This is a genomic window from Mesorhizobium sp. 01N446, assembly GCF_056399285.1.
In genome coordinates this window covers 170,713-184,225 of the sequence record NZ_JBFTRA010000007.1, presented here as the reverse complement: position 1 = coordinate 184,225, position 13,513 = coordinate 170,713, and the positions used below count along the sequence as shown (strand labels likewise).

The following is a 13,513-nucleotide window of genomic DNA, read 5'->3' as shown; positions in this document are numbered from 1 at the left end:
GCGTGGCGTTGCGCAGGAACAAAACCAGCGCGGTACGCATCGCTGCTAATCAAGCACGACCACGGCCTCGACCTCGAACAGCATCGGGTCGATGGCAAGCTTGGGAACGGGGACCAGGGTCTGCGCCGGCAACGCGTCGCCGAACATCTCCTTGACGCTCCTTGTCAGCACTTCGAGTTTGGACATGTCGTGGTCGACGACGAAGACAGTGAGCTTGGCGACCTGATCGGGTTTCGCACCGATCCCCTCAAGTGCTGAGCGCAGATTCGCGTAGGCCTGCTTCACCTGGACGGCGAAATCGGGCGACAAGCCTCCCGTGCTGTCCTGGCCGCCTTGTCCGGAAATATAGGCCACCCGGGCTCCGGGCGGCGCGATCACCGCCGTGCTGTAGCCGTTCGGCGACGGGTCATAGAGGGTGCGCGGATTGACGATGGTCAGTTCATTGGCCGTTGCCGCAGTGGTCATGATGATTAGTCCTCCGATAAGCAGATGCTTGATTGCGCGTGACATGATTTCTCTCGAGCTTCGCGGCCTGCGAGCGACGCCCCCCGAAGCCGGCACCATTGAGTTTCTGACCATTTCTAGTACAATGTACCATATGGTGTACGAGCCATCCTATAGTACGGCGTACGAGTCAAACGTTCAGGATCGACATTCCTGACGTTGCCTGCCAAAAATGAGGTTCCGACCAGCGAGGAAGACGGATGGCAGCCAAACGCAGCGGCGCCCGCGGCAAACGGTCCCGACGGACAGGCGAGCCCGTGCAGCAGCCATCAGGGGAACCGCCTCTGTCGCGCGAGCGTATCGTGGCGACGGCGATAGACCTTTTGGACGCGCAAGGGCTCGACGCATTGACCATGCGCCGGCTGGCCGATCGCCTCGGCTCGGGCGTGATGAGCCTGTATTGGCACGTCGACAGCAAGGAGGACGTCTTCGACCTGGCTCTCGATTCGGTGCTCGATTATCGCGGACCGCCCGAAATGGTCGAGCCTGAAAACTGGCGCGCGGAAATCGTCCACATGCTGGAAGACTGGCGCGCCGGCATGCTGCGCCACCCCTGGTCGGCGTCCCTGTTGCCGCGCCGGGCGCTCGGCCCGAGCATCCTCGGTCGCCTGGAGCGCATGAGCAAGATTTTGTCCAGTGCCGGCGTCGCGGACGCGGATGTGAACGCCGCCATATGGTCGCTCTGGAACTATGTGATGGGCGCCACCGTCACTCGCGCGAGCTTCGACCTCTCGGACGACGACAGGGCAGAAGCGCAGCAGCGACTGGCCAGCGAACGCTACCCGACGATCGAACGCTCTCGCTTGCTCCTGGACAGTGACTGGGACGGCGCCTTCCGCAAAGGCCTCGACTTCCTGCTCGACGGTCTCTCCCCGGGATAAGGCCGTCAGGGCACCAGCACGACCTTGCCGGTCGAGCGGCGCTCGTCGAGCAGCCGGTGCGCCTCGCCGGCCTGGTCGAGCGGGAAACGGCCACCGATCGCGACCCGCAGCCGGCGGGTCGCGGCCAGTTGGAACAGTTCCGACAGGCTCGCCCGCACCACCTCCTGCGGCAGCAGCGGCAGCAGCGGCAGCAGCGCGAACCCCCTCAGTGACTGGTTGCGGCCGATCATGGCTTCCAGATCGGAAGGTTCGAGCCCGTAGCGGCCGAGCGCCGCGAACACCAGTTCACCGCCAGGCGCCAAAGCCTGCAACGACAGCGCCGTCAACGCGCCGCCAACCGTGTCGTAGATGATGTCGGCGCCCTGCCCGCCTGTCAGCTCACGAACGCGCGCGGTCAAATCCGGATTGGTGTAGTCGATGGCCACATCAGCGCCGAGCGACAGGGCAAGCTCGATCTTGCCCGCGCCGCCGGCAGCCGCGATCACCTTGCCCGCACCCTTTGCCTTTGCAAGCTGGACAAGCAGCGAACCGACGCCACCGGCGGCGGCCGGCACGAGCACCGTCCTGCCCGCAGGCGGGCTCTGGCGCAGCAGATGCAGCGCCGTCAGCCCCTGCACCATCAGCGCCGTCGCTTCTTCGAACGAGACGTCATCCGGCAGCGGCACCGCGAGATCGGCTGATATCACCACCTGCTCGGCATACCCGCCAAAAGGACGTTGCGAGGCGAACAACGGCGCCGCGACGCGTTTTCCCTTAAGCGCCACATCCACCCCTTGCCCGATGGCCTCGACGACACCAGCCACCTCCACGCCTGGAAACATCGGCAGTTGCGGCGTCACCGCGTAACGGTCCGCGCGCATCAGCACCTCGAAGAAGTTGATGCCGGCGGCCCGCACCCGGACCAGCACCTCGCCGGCCTGCGGCACCGGCGCCGGCAGATCGAAGACCTCGAGCACCTCGGGACCGCCGAAGCGGCTGAATTGAACGGCTTTCATGGCAAACTCCGGTCGCACTGGCATCGGCGCTGGTTTGCCACTATCTGCGAGACCGCGACTACACACTCATTTCTCCCCTGCTGACCAGGAGGTGACCATGGCCGGTTCGCCCACGAAAATGCCGATCAAAAGGCTGCCGATGCTGCCGGCGGAGCGCGCGCTGAAGGTGATCGCCGGGCGCTGGAAGGCGGTCATCCTCTACCATCTCTTCGATGGCCCAAGGCGGCTGTCGGCGCTGAAGGCGCTGATGCCTGGCATCACCCAGAAAGTGCTGATCCAGCAGCTGCGCGAAATGGAGGAGCACGGCCTCGTCTGCCGCGAGATCTTCGCCGAAGTGCCCGCCCGCGTCGAATACTCGGCGACCAGCCTTGGCCTCAGCCTCGAGCCGATCCTGCTCGCGCTCTGCCAGTGGGGCCAGCACCATGCCGACGAACTCAACGAGACGAACCGCCTCGCCGACTGCATCATCCGGCCACGGCAGGTGCGGCACGCACACATGGCCTAGATCGAACTGACATTGCGGGTTGCCGACACCGGCGCCCCCATCGCAGACTGTCTGCAGAACGGATCAGCAAATGCACCGCATCGCTTCGGGCGAACTCTATCAGACTTACATTCTTGGTGACCTGCGCATCACCGCCTTGCGCGACGGCTATGTCGACATGCCGATCAGGCGGCTCCGGCAAAACGGCGACAAGCCATTCGGCGATGACTTGCCGGAGCAGGTCGCGTTGGTTGGCGGTCAACTCAGGCTCTCCGTCAACGCCTTCGCGATTGACGATGGGCATGAGGTCATCTTGATCGATACTGGTGCCGCGAATGCCTGGCACCCGACCATGGGCCGGCTTCCCCAGGCGCTGGACGAAGCCGGCATCGATGCCGGACGAATCCGCACCGTCTGCTTCACCCACACGCATCTCGACCACATCCAGGGTCTTGTGCTCGCCGACGGCCAGGACGCTTTCCCGCGCCTGGCGCGCCTGCTCGTTCCGAGGGAAGAACTCGGCCTCTTCCGCACCGAAGCGCGGCTGAAGCGATTTCACGACATGGCGGAACCATTCGAAGCCGGAGACCGTCTCGGGACACATATCGACGTTATCGGCGCCCATGGCCATGAAGTGGGTCACAGCTGCTTTCGCGCTTCGAGCGGCGGCGAACGCATCTTGATCTGGGGCGACACCGTTCACGTCCCGTCGCTTCAGTTCGATCGGCCCGAGGTGACGTGGGAATTCGATACGGATCAGGATCAGGCGCGCGAGAGCCGGTTGCGGCTGCTGGCGCTTGCGGCGGACGATCATTGCTTCGTTGCCGGCGCGCATCTGGACTCGCCCGGCATCGGCCGCGTCGTCCGGTCCGGCGGCAGCTTTCGATTTGAGCCGCTATAGCCATAAAGGGCGGCGCAAGCGCCGCCCATCTTCGAGCTTCTCTCGCCCTGGCGCACGGCGAGCAAGTCGCCCCAGGGGATATCGACGGCCGGCTTGACCGGCGCTCCCGTCAACCGATCTGAATGCGACGTGTCACCTGTCCGTTGCTCTCCCAGTAGGTGTGTTTTTTGGCGATCCACGGATCACTCATCGCCGGCTGGATGTTGCCGCTCTTGTCGATCGCGCGCGAGGTGACGGTGTGCTCTCCGGCGGAAGGCTTGGGCCAGTCGAGAGACCACATCTTCCAGGCGAATTCAGCCTCCTCCGTATGGTCGATGGTCGCCGGCAACCACGGTCCATCGTCGATCTTCACCTCGACCCGGTCGACCGGCGCGCCCCAGGCGGCTCCGACAATACAGTACTTCTTACCGACCTGAGTGACCCGGGCCGGCGCCGATTTGAGGCGCGCCCGTCCGACGGAGCTTTCCACCCACACGATCTCGCCTTTATGGTCTTCCTCGCGGAGCGTGACGTAGTCGCGTCCCATGAAGCGGTTCTCGAAGCGCTGGTCGCGCACCTCGATGCGCTTGAGCCATTTCGCGTTTGCGACCCCGTACCAGCCGGGCGCTATCAGCCGAGCCGGGAAGCCGTTGTCGGGCGGCAAGGGAGCGCCGTTCATCTCGTAGCAAAGGATGTTTTTTGGATCCATGGCTTCGGCGAGCGACATGCTGCGCGCGAAATTCTGCTTGAACTTGACGTTGTCGGCTCGCGTGATCTCGCCTTCGTCGGCACCCCAGAAGACGACCTCGATGCCGCTGTCGAGGACCCCGGCCTCCTTCAGGATCGGTGCGAGCGGTGTGCCCGCCCAGCGCGCATTGCCGATGCCGCCGTTGAAAAACGGAAGGCCGGTATTGCCCGAACATTCAATCGTGAACGTGGTTTCCTGGCGTGGGCGGGCCTTGATGTCGGCAAGCGTCAGGGCCATCGGCTTTTTGACCATGCCATCGATTTCGAGCTTCCACGTGCTCTCATCGATGACCGGCCGGTTGAAGTGCGCGATTGAAAAGAACTTGTCGTTGGGCGTTACCCAGGAATCGAGTTCCTCCCAGACGAGTTGGTTCTTGATGACCTCCGGAACAGGGTTCGGCGGTATTTTGTCGAGCCATTCGATGGTTTTCTCGCCGGGCCGTGTCGGAAAAGCGTAAGCACGCGAGCTATGGAGAGCCGCGATTGCGGCAACGGCCAGGCTTCCTTGAATAAGTTCTCTGCGTTGAAGATGAGGCATGCTGTTTCCCTCCCAGTTGGTCCGGAACGGGCTGCAGCGTGCTATTTGGGCCGTAGCCTGATCTCGGACAGGCGCACAAGAAACGACTGCCCACCCGGAAATATCCGGATGGGTCATGCAATCAGCGACGCGTCTCAAGCATGTGAGGCATTGTGCGAAACTCTGGCTTGGGTTTCGTGCTTGAAGAGTGCGCCCTGAAAGAGGATGTGTCCACAACTTGGGCGGGATATGTCGACCTTGCGGCCGATTTCCGCTCCGTCGCAGCTCGGGACCCGCTTCCGGCGCGATGTATTCGCTCTGACGGGCCCGGTCTGGCCAGCACCAAAGCCTCTCACCGCCCATCCTTGGCCTTCGGGCTGGTGTCGTGCGTGTGGCAATCCGGATTGGTACAGGGCCACCGGCCACGAGCGGTTTCACGCAATTGAAAAGGGCGGCGCAAGCGCCGCCCAGTATCCCTTGGGAGGATAATCTCAAAAAGGCTTCAGGCCGCCTTGATTTCCTCGTCAACCACGTCGGCATCGCGCGCCTTCTTCAGGGCCTTGGCCCACCAGGCGACGTCATTGACCAGCGCGGCTGCCGCCTGGTTCAGGTGCTCGAGGTCTTCAAGCTTCTTCTCGCCCTGGCGCACGGCCAGGAAATCGCCCCAGGCGATATGGACGGCCGACTTGACCGGCGCCATCTGCAGTTCGACGGCATGGAGGCGGAGCTGCTCGACGGCGCGGGCGCCACCGACGCTGCCATAGCCGACGAAACCGGCCGGCTTCTTGTTCCACTCGTTGGCGGCGTAGTCGATGGCGTTCTTCAGCACGGCCGTCGGGCCGTGATTGTATTCGGCGGCGGTGAAGATGAAGCCGTCAAATTCGGCGACCTTCTTCTGCCAGCGCTGAGCAACCTCGTTGGTCGACGGCACCCAGGCGGAAGAGGCGACTTCGTCGAAGAAGGGCAGCGGGAAATCGCGCAGGTCGACAACCTCGACGTCGATGTCGGCATGCGCCTTGGCGATCTTGGCGATCCATTGGGTGGGCACGTCGGCGAAGCGCGCGGCGCGCGTCGAACCGACGATGATGGCGATTTTCGGCTTTGACATGGGGGGCTCTCCATTCCAGTAATAAGCTGGTATCGTTTAGATACCGGCGCTATATGAGATACTGTCAACTGCCGACGCAAGGAGGCACCGTTTTGTTACTGAGGCACCCGCATAACACCGAAGACTGCCGCGCGATTTCGGAAATCCTGCAGCGCGTCGGCGACAAATGGACCGTGCTCGTGGTCGGCAAGCTCGGCCACGGACCGTTGCGTTTCAACGAGCTGCGCGCGGCTGTCGGCGGCATCTCGCAGAAGATGCTGACCACCACCTTGCGCGGCCTGGAACGCGACGGCTTTGTCACCCGCACCGTGTTTCCGACCATTCCGCCGCGCGTCGATTACGAACTGACCGAACTCGGTCACGAACTGTTGGTACCGGTCAGTGCGCTTGGCGAATGGGCGCGCAGGAACACGCAGCGTGTGCGCGAGGCACGCGAAAAATTCGACGGCGTGCACAGCTGAAACCCTTGCACGGCAGGAGATTCGAAGTTTTGCATCGAGTGAGATTGCCTGTCGGGTAGGGAATTCGTGCCCCTCTAGAGGCAGCTTGGCAGCTTTGCGATATGGCGCTGGGGGCAGACCTGTACACACGCTGCTTTGACGACGACGATCGCGGATCAAAGGCGAACCAAAAGCAGCGGGTCAGCTTCTCGGCGCCAAGCGATCACAGGGCGTCGCGGCTGGCTTGCGGTCACCCTTCTCGGCTTGCAAGCAAGTCGTGTGCGGAAGGTCGTTCTTGACTTCGGCATAGGCGGTTACGCCGAGCAGGCAGGCAAGCGCGACAAGGGCTGCCACGAGCCAGCTGTTCAGTATGTGTTGACGCATTGTCTCTCCCCCAACGCCCGGTACGATCGGGCGTGAAGGCAACCATTGGATGTCGCGCAACGCATCGCCCGCGCGGGCGATGTTACAATTGCCTGCATTGGGAGAGTCGCGAGGACGGGCTCGTCACCCCTCGGCCGGAACGGCCTTCGGCTTGCCCTCGCCGTCCAGCGCCACCATGACGAAATCGGCGTGGGTGACCTTTTCCATCAGGTCGGAGAGATAGCGCTGCGCCCAGGCCTCGACCTTGAGCGTCATCGAGGTGCGGCCGACGCGTTCGACATGGGTGTAGATGCACAGCGTGTCGCCGATCTTCATCGGCTTGGCGAAGGACATCTCCTTGACCGCAGCCGTCACCACGCGGCCCCGGGCGCGCTCGGCGGCGCGGATGCCACAGGCAAGGTCCATCTGCGCCATCACCCAACCGCCAAAGATGTCGCCGGCGGCATTGGCGTCCGAGGGCATGGCCAGCGTGCGCAGCGTCAGGTCACCGATTGGCCGTCCGTCCGCGTACTGCACCATGCGAGAAATCCCCCGAGGTCGATGGCTTGAGATCGATTGCCCTCGATCCCGTAGCCTCACGGCGCGGACGCGTCAACGCGGCAAAGCCTCGCCCGGCTGCTAGAAGTAGCGCGCCAGGTTCGAGCGGATGCGATCGAGAACTGTCTTTCCGGACATGTCAGGCACGAATGCCTTGCCCGTGATCGCCTCGTAGGCCTGGGCATAGATGCGCGAGGCCTGTTCGACGATCTCGTCCGGGATCCTGGGGATCGGGTCCTTGTAGGGATCGCAGCGCGCCGCCACCCAGGAGCGGATGAAGTCCTTGTCGAAACTCTCCGGCCGCGTGCCGCTTGCGAGCGCCTGTTCGTAGCTCGCCGCGATCCAATACCGGCTGGAGTCCGGCGTATGGATCTCGTCGGCCAGGATGATCGTGCCGTTCCTGTCCGTGCCGAATTCGTATTTCGTGTCGGCAAGGATCAGGCCGCGCTCGGCGGCGCGCGCCTGGCCGCGGGCGAACAGCTTTAAGGCGTAATCCGAGACGGTGTCCCATTGCGGCTGCGTGAGCAGGCCCTGCGCGAGGATGTCGGCCTTCGACAGCGGCTCGTCATGGCCGCCATCCGCCGCCTTGCTTGTTGGCGTGATGACGGGCGCGGCCAGCTTCTCATTGTCGCGCAGGCCGTCCGGCAGGCGCATCCCGTACATGTCGCGCTCGCCGCGCTTGTAGCGCGTCAGGATCGAGGTGCTGGTGGTGCCGGCGAGATAGCCGCGCACGACGATCTCGACCGGCAGGATATCGAGCCTTGTGCCGACGACGACATTGGGATCGGGATATTCGAGCACATGGTTCGGGCAGATATCGGCGGTCTCCTCGAACCAGTAGCGCGCCGTCTGGGTGAGTATCTCGCCCTTGAACGGGATCGAGGTCAGGATGATGTCGAAGGCGCTGAGACGATCGGTGGCGATGATGATGCGCCGCCCGTCCGCCAGATCGTAATTTTCGCGGACCTTGCCCTTGTAGTGGCCCGGCAGCTCGGGAATGAAGGCATCCGACAGGGTCCGCATATGATTTCCCGACTTCCGCAGCGTGGCCAGAGCAAATGATGCCCTCGCATAAGCTGTCGACCCCATGCATATCAAGCGCGATTGTCGGTATTCCCCGCAACTCGACCTGACATCGCGGTCGCATTTTTCACAACGCATGCCGGAAGGCACTGCGACGCCGCGAACCCGTCGCGTCTAGGCTGCGGCCAGATTTCCGGAGCCGCCCGTTTCAATCATGCAGACCTTTGACTTCATCATCGTCGGCTCCGGCTCGGCCGGCTCCGTGCTTGCCGACAGGCTGTCGGCCTCGGGCCGCTTCTCGGTGCTGGTGCTGGAGGCCGGCGGCACCGACCGGCGCTTCTACGTGCAGATGCCGCTCGGCTACGGCAAGACCTTCTTCGACCCGGCGGTCAACTGGAACTACAAGACCGAAGCCGATCCCGGTCTCGGCGGCAATGTCGACCACTGGCCGCGCGGCAAGCTGCTCGGCGGGTCGAGCTCGATCAACGCCATGGTCTGGATTCGTGGCGCGCGCGAGGATTTCGACGACTGGCGCGCCGCCGGCAATCCCGGCTGGGGCTATGACGATCTGCTGCCGGCCTTCAAGGCGCTCGAGGACAATGAGGCCGGCGCCGACAAATGGCGTGGCACCGGCGGTCCCCTGCACATCAGTGAGACGGCGAACGCCGTCCACCCGCTGACCAAGCGCTATCTCGCCGCCGGCCAGCAGGCCGGCCTGCCGTTCAATCCCGATTTCAATGGTGCTGCCCAGGAAGGGGTCGGCACCTACCAGATCTCGACCAAGAACGGCCGCCGCATGTCCGCCGCGCGCGCCTTCCTGCGCCCGGCGATGAAGCGCGGCAATGTCCGCGTCGAGACCAACGCGCTGGCCAGCCGCATCCTGTTCGAAGGCAAGCGCGCCATCGGCGTCGAATATCTGCAGAATGGCCAGACCAAGACGGCGCGGGCCGGCCGCGAAATCATTCTCTCCGCCGGCTCGATCAACTCGCCGCAGCTGCTGCAATTGTCCGGCGTCGGCCCCTCGGCACTTCTGAAAGGGCTGGGCATCCCGGTCGTCCATGCCAACGAGAATGTCGGCGCCAATCTGCAGGACCATGTCGGCATCAACTACACTTTCAAGGGCAAGGTGCCGACGCTCAACCAGATCCTGCGTCCCTGGTGGGGCAAGCTGCTGGTCGGCATGCAGTACATCCTCACGCGTTCCGGTCCGCTGTCGCTGTCGATGAACCATGGCGGCGGCTTCTTCCGCACCGACCCGGCGTTCTCGCGCCCCAACATGCAGCTTTATTTCCAGGCCTTCTCGACCGTCATCCCGAAGAGCGGCGAGCGGCCGATCCTGACGCCCGACCCCTGGCCGGGCTTCTCCATCGGCCTGTCCAACTGCCGCCCGTCGAGCCGGGGCGAGATCATGATCCGCTCCGGCAATCCGCTGGACTACCCGAAGATCACCGCCAATGCCTATTCCACCAATGCCGACGTCGAGGAGATGCTGGCGGCGGTGAAGTTCGTGCGCAAGATCGCCTCGATGCCGGCCATGGCGGAAATCATCAGGGAGGAGGTCCTGCCCGGCCCGTCGATCCAGTCGGACGCCGATCTGATCACCGATTTCCGGAAACGCTCCGGCACCGTCTATCACCCGGTTTCGACCTGCCGCATGGGGCCTGATCCCCAGCGCGCCGTCGTCGATCCGCGCCTGAAAGTGCATGGGCTTGAAGGCTTGCGCGTCATCGACGCCTCGATCTTTCCCGACAACATCACCGGCAACACCAACGCCGCCTCGGTCATGACCGGGTGGAAGGGCGCCGAACTGGTTCTGGAGGACCACAAATGAAGATCACCGACGTCAAGACCTGGGTTGTCGGCAACCCGCCGCCCGGCATCGGCGGCAAGTATTTCATCTTCGTCAAGCTCACCACCGATGGCGGCGTGGTCGGTTATGGCGAGGCCTACAACGCCACCTTCTCCGCCCATGTCACGGCGAAAATGGTCGAGGACATGGCCGAGCGCTATCTCGTCGGCCGCGATCCGCACGACATCGAGAATTTCTTCCGCCGCGCCTATTCCTCCGGCTTCACCCAGCGCCCCGATGTCTCCGGCATGGGGTGCTTCTCGGCGCTCGAAATGGCCTGCTGGGACATTATCGGCAAGGAGGCGAACAAGCCGGTCTACAAATTGCTCGGTGGCCAGGTGCATGAGACGCTGCGCTCCTACACCTACCTCTACCCGCACACCGGATCCGTCCACTCCGAGGACGCGCCGGACGGCAGGAACGTCTACAACGATCCCGAAATGGCGGCGGCCTGCGCGCTCGAATATGTCGAGCAGGGCTTCAATGCGGTCAAGCTCGACCCGGCCGGTCCCTACACCGCCTTCGACGGCCACCAGCCGCGCCTGCTCGACATCGACGTCTCCACCCGCATGGTCAAGGCGATCCGCGAAGCGGTCGGCACCCGCGCCGACATCTTGTTCGGCACGCACGGCCAGTTCACCGCGTCCGGCGCGCTGCGCTTGGCGCGCGCCATCGAACCTTACGATCCCTTGTGGTTCGAGGAGCCGGTGCCGCCCGACATGCCCGAAGTGATGGCGCAGGTCGCGCGAGGCACGTCGATCCCGATCGCCACCGGCGAACGGCTGACGACCAAGTTCGAATTCGCCCGCGTCATCGAGAACCGCGCCGCGACCATATTGCAGCCGGACCTCGGCCGCTCCGGCGGCATCCTCGAAACCAAGAAGATCGCGGCCATGGCCGAGGCCTATCACATCCAGGTCGCGCCGCATTGCTATTGCGGGCCGATCGTCGGCGCCGCCAACATCCAGCTGGCGGTGACGCTGCCCAACTTCCTCATCCTGGAATCGCTGAAACAGTGGGACGGTTTCCATGCCACGCTCTTGAAGAAGAAGATCGAGTGGCAGGACGGCAATGTCATCCCCTCGAAGGAACCGGGCCTGGGCGTCGAGCTTAACGAAGCGGTCTGCGATGCGCACCCCTACACCGGCAAGGATTTGCACCTGCAGATGATGCAGACACCGTTGATGCCGTGAGCGAACGCTACGCCTTCATCGGCCTTGGCCATCTCGGCGGCAACCTTGCAGCCAGCCTGATCCGCAACGGTTTTGCCGTCACTGTCTTCGACCGCGACCCGGCTGCCGTCGCGCGCCTCGTCGCGCTCGGCGCCACCGCTGCGAACAGCCCGGCCGAGGCCGCCACCCGCGCGGGCAATGCCATAACCTGCCTGCCCTCGCCCAAGGTCAGCGAGGCGGTGCTTGCCGGGCCCAGCGGGTTGCTCGAGGGCTTGCCCAAGGGCGGCACCTGGATCGAGATGTCGACCAATGGCCGTGACGAGATCGTGCGGCTTGCGGGCCTCGCGTCGGCCCAAGGCGTCGAGACATTGGAGTGCCCTGTCACCGGCGGCGTGCATCTCGCGGCGGTCGGCAAAATCACCGCGCTGGTCGGCGGCGATGCCGCGCTTTACGAACGCCATCGCGCGGCCATCGAAGCGATGTGCGCAAAATCGTTCCTGATGGGGCCGATTGGTTCGGCGGCGGTGATCAAGGTCATCACCAACATGCTGGCCTTCATCCATCTCGTCGCCGCCGGCGAGGCGCTGATGCTGGCCAAGCAGGGCGGCCTCGACCTTGCCCAATCCTATCACGCCATCGTTGCCTCCTCCGGCAACAGCTTCGTCCACGAGACCGAAAGCCAGCTCGTCCTCAACGGCTCCTATGACATCGGCTTCACCATGGACCTGGCGCTGAAGGACCTCGGGTTTGCATTGGGCATGGGCAAGGATTTCGGCGTGCCGCTGGAGCTGGCATCCCGCGTCAACGCGATTTTCGAGCAAGGCAAGGCGGCCTATGGCGGCGGCGCCTGGTCGACCCAGATCGTCAAGCTGCTGGAAGATGCCGTCGGCACCGACCTGCGCGCGCCCGGTTTTCCTGCCAAACTGGAAATCTGACCAGCGAGCGGAAAACCAAGCAATTTCATTTGCTTGAATCGATAGCCGGATTCAGTTTCGGAACGACTTGAATCAATCTGGCAACGCCTTGATTCAATATCTGAGCGTCAGCGCGCCGGGCAGGATCTCGAAGGTTGCCGGTATGCGTCCGGGCGACTCACCGTCAATGTCGACCAGCGCGCCGTTCCTTTCCACATCGCCGAGCGGTTCGACAACCACTTTCTTGCCGCGCAGGATGGTGATTGCCGGATGGTTGCGGTGCCGGCCGCCATAGAGCAGCCTGATATCCCAGATCAGCTTCAGCTTGCCCGCCGCTCGCAGGATGACGATGTCGAACTCTCCGTCGGTCAGTTCGGCGTCGGGCGCGATCATCATGCCGCCGCCGAAGAACTTGCCGTTGGCCACCGCCACCAGCGCCATGCGCGCCTCGACCGGTGCGCCGTCGTCGACGGTGATCCGCACATCTTGAAAGCGGTAGCGGATGAACTCGACCACGGTGCGCCACAGGAACAGCGCCTTGGCCGACATCTTGCCCTTGCGTTTGTCGGCGTTGACGGCGCGGTCGGTGGCGCCCGACAGGCCAAGGCTGGCGATGTTGATGAAGTGGCGGCTGGCCAGAGCGCCATGGTCGTCGATGTAGCAGATGCGGCCGGCATCGACCTTGCGTCCCTCTGCCCCGGCGACCCGCTTCAGGGTCGCATCCACCGCTTTCGGCAGGCCGAGCCCGCGCGCGAAATCGATGCCGGTGCCGCAAGGAAGCAGGCCAAGCTCGGTCGTCCTGCCACTCTCTTCGAATGCCTGCAGCAGCCCATCTGCCACTTCGCTCGCGGTGCCATCGCCGCCGGCGGCGATCACCAGATCGAAACCACTGGCCGCGAGGTCGATGGCCAACCGTTCGGCGTCGCCCTCGGCCTGCGTCTCGCGCAGTTCGAAATCGCCGAAGTGTTTTTTCAGTGAGGCTGCGACTTCAGGCCAATGCCGTTTCAGCCGGCCGCCACCGGCTATCGGATTGAGAACCACCCCGACTTTCAATTACTCGCCCTCCCCGGCGCCGGAC

15 protein-coding genes are annotated in these 13,513 nt (G+C 63.9%); 7 read left to right on the top strand and 8 right to left on the bottom strand.

The window, feature by feature from the left end:
• Positions 1–45: 45 nt before the first annotated feature.
• Positions 46–510, bottom strand: coding sequence for a RidA family protein (locus AC1DPX_RS24635; RefSeq protein ID WP_477239951.1), 465 nt, complete (start codon positions 508–510; stop codon positions 46–48).
• A 194-nt stretch (positions 511–704) separates the two neighbouring features.
• Here AC1DPX_RS24635 and AC1DPX_RS24630 point away from each other — a divergent pair, with 194 nt between their 5' ends.
• Positions 705–1,385, top strand: coding sequence for a TetR/AcrR family transcriptional regulator (locus AC1DPX_RS24630; RefSeq protein WP_477239950.1), 681 nt, complete (start codon positions 705–707; stop codon positions 1,383–1,385).
• A 5-nt stretch (positions 1,386–1,390) separates the two neighbouring features.
• Here AC1DPX_RS24630 and AC1DPX_RS24625 read toward each other — a convergent pair whose 3' ends face one another.
• A complete protein-coding gene (locus tag AC1DPX_RS24625) occupies positions 1,391–2,380 on the bottom strand; it encodes a quinone oxidoreductase family protein (RefSeq protein WP_477239949.1) in 990 nt (329 codons plus the stop codon).
• A 97-nt stretch (positions 2,381–2,477) separates the two neighbouring features.
• Here AC1DPX_RS24625 and AC1DPX_RS24620 point away from each other — a divergent pair, with 97 nt between their 5' ends.
• Together AC1DPX_RS24620 and AC1DPX_RS24615 are read left to right on the top strand one after the other, a co-directional pair.
• A complete protein-coding gene (locus tag AC1DPX_RS24620; protein WP_477239948.1) occupies positions 2,478–2,885 on the top strand; it encodes a winged helix-turn-helix transcriptional regulator in 408 nt (135 codons plus the stop codon).
• A 70-nt stretch (positions 2,886–2,955) separates the two neighbouring features.
• Complete coding sequence (locus AC1DPX_RS24615; protein ID WP_477239947.1) at positions 2,956–3,765, top strand: MBL fold metallo-hydrolase; 810 nt, start codon at positions 2,956–2,958, stop codon at positions 3,763–3,765.
• Between the two features lie 109 nt (positions 3,766–3,874).
• Here AC1DPX_RS24615 and AC1DPX_RS24610 read toward each other — a convergent pair whose 3' ends face one another.
• Positions 3,875–5,029, bottom strand: coding sequence for a sulfite oxidase (locus AC1DPX_RS24610; RefSeq protein ID WP_477239946.1), 1,155 nt, complete (start codon positions 5,027–5,029; stop codon positions 3,875–3,877).
• Between the two features lie 481 nt (positions 5,030–5,510).
• Positions 5,511–6,116: an NADPH-dependent FMN reductase gene (locus AC1DPX_RS24605; protein ID WP_202358278.1), complete on the bottom strand. Its 606-nt coding sequence runs from the start codon at positions 6,114–6,116 to the stop codon at positions 5,511–5,513.
• 92 nt (positions 6,117–6,208) lie between these two features.
• Here AC1DPX_RS24605 and AC1DPX_RS24600 point away from each other — a divergent pair, with 92 nt between their 5' ends.
• Positions 6,209–6,577, top strand: coding sequence for a winged helix-turn-helix transcriptional regulator (locus AC1DPX_RS24600; RefSeq protein WP_477239945.1), 369 nt, complete (start codon positions 6,209–6,211; stop codon positions 6,575–6,577).
• Between the two features lie 180 nt (positions 6,578–6,757).
• Here AC1DPX_RS24600 and AC1DPX_RS24595 read toward each other — a convergent pair whose 3' ends face one another.
• The 3 genes from AC1DPX_RS24595 to AC1DPX_RS24585 all read right to left on the bottom strand — a co-directional run bounded on the left by AC1DPX_RS24595 (position 6,758) and on the right by AC1DPX_RS24585 (position 8,500).
• Positions 6,758–6,940 (bottom strand): hypothetical protein, encoded by a 183-nt coding sequence (locus AC1DPX_RS24595; protein ID WP_202358276.1) that lies wholly within the window; start codon positions 6,938–6,940, stop codon positions 6,758–6,760.
• 123 nt (positions 6,941–7,063) lie between these two features.
• The gene (locus tag AC1DPX_RS24590; RefSeq protein WP_095201826.1) at positions 7,064–7,459 is read right to left on the bottom strand and encodes an acyl-CoA thioesterase; all 396 of its coding nucleotides are present in this window, start codon (positions 7,457–7,459) and stop codon (positions 7,064–7,066) included.
• Between the two features lie 99 nt (positions 7,460–7,558).
• The gene (locus AC1DPX_RS24585) at positions 7,559–8,500 is read right to left on the bottom strand and encodes a phosphoribosylaminoimidazolesuccinocarboxamide synthase (RefSeq protein WP_477239944.1); all 942 of its coding nucleotides are present in this window, start codon (positions 8,498–8,500) and stop codon (positions 7,559–7,561) included.
• A gap of 214 nt (positions 8,501–8,714) precedes the next feature.
• Between AC1DPX_RS24585 and AC1DPX_RS24580 the strand changes: the two genes are divergently transcribed.
• The 3 genes from AC1DPX_RS24580 to AC1DPX_RS24570 are packed head-to-tail and all read left to right on the top strand — an operon-like array spanning position 8,715 to position 12,456.
• A complete protein-coding gene (locus AC1DPX_RS24580) occupies positions 8,715–10,331 on the top strand; it encodes a GMC family oxidoreductase (protein WP_477239943.1) in 1,617 nt (538 codons plus the stop codon).
• Positions 10,328–11,542 carry a mandelate racemase/muconate lactonizing enzyme family protein gene (locus AC1DPX_RS24575; RefSeq protein ID WP_477239942.1) on the top strand — a complete coding sequence of 405 codons (1,215 nt, stop codon included), beginning with the start codon at positions 10,328–10,330 and terminating at the stop codon, positions 11,540–11,542. The genes AC1DPX_RS24580 and AC1DPX_RS24575 overlap by 4 nt, the downstream gene beginning before the upstream one ends.
• Complete coding sequence (locus AC1DPX_RS24570; RefSeq protein ID WP_477239941.1) at positions 11,539–12,456, top strand: NAD(P)-dependent oxidoreductase; 918 nt, start codon at positions 11,539–11,541, stop codon at positions 12,454–12,456. Before AC1DPX_RS24575 ends, AC1DPX_RS24570 begins: the two co-directional genes overlap by 4 nt.
• A 93-nt stretch (positions 12,457–12,549) precedes the next feature.
• Here AC1DPX_RS24570 and AC1DPX_RS24565 read toward each other — a convergent pair whose 3' ends face one another.
• Positions 12,550–13,488, bottom strand: a complete 939-nt coding sequence (locus AC1DPX_RS24565; RefSeq protein ID WP_477239940.1) for a diacylglycerol/lipid kinase family protein — start codon at positions 13,486–13,488, stop codon at positions 12,550–12,552.
• Between the last annotated feature and the right edge of the window lie 25 nt (positions 13,489–13,513).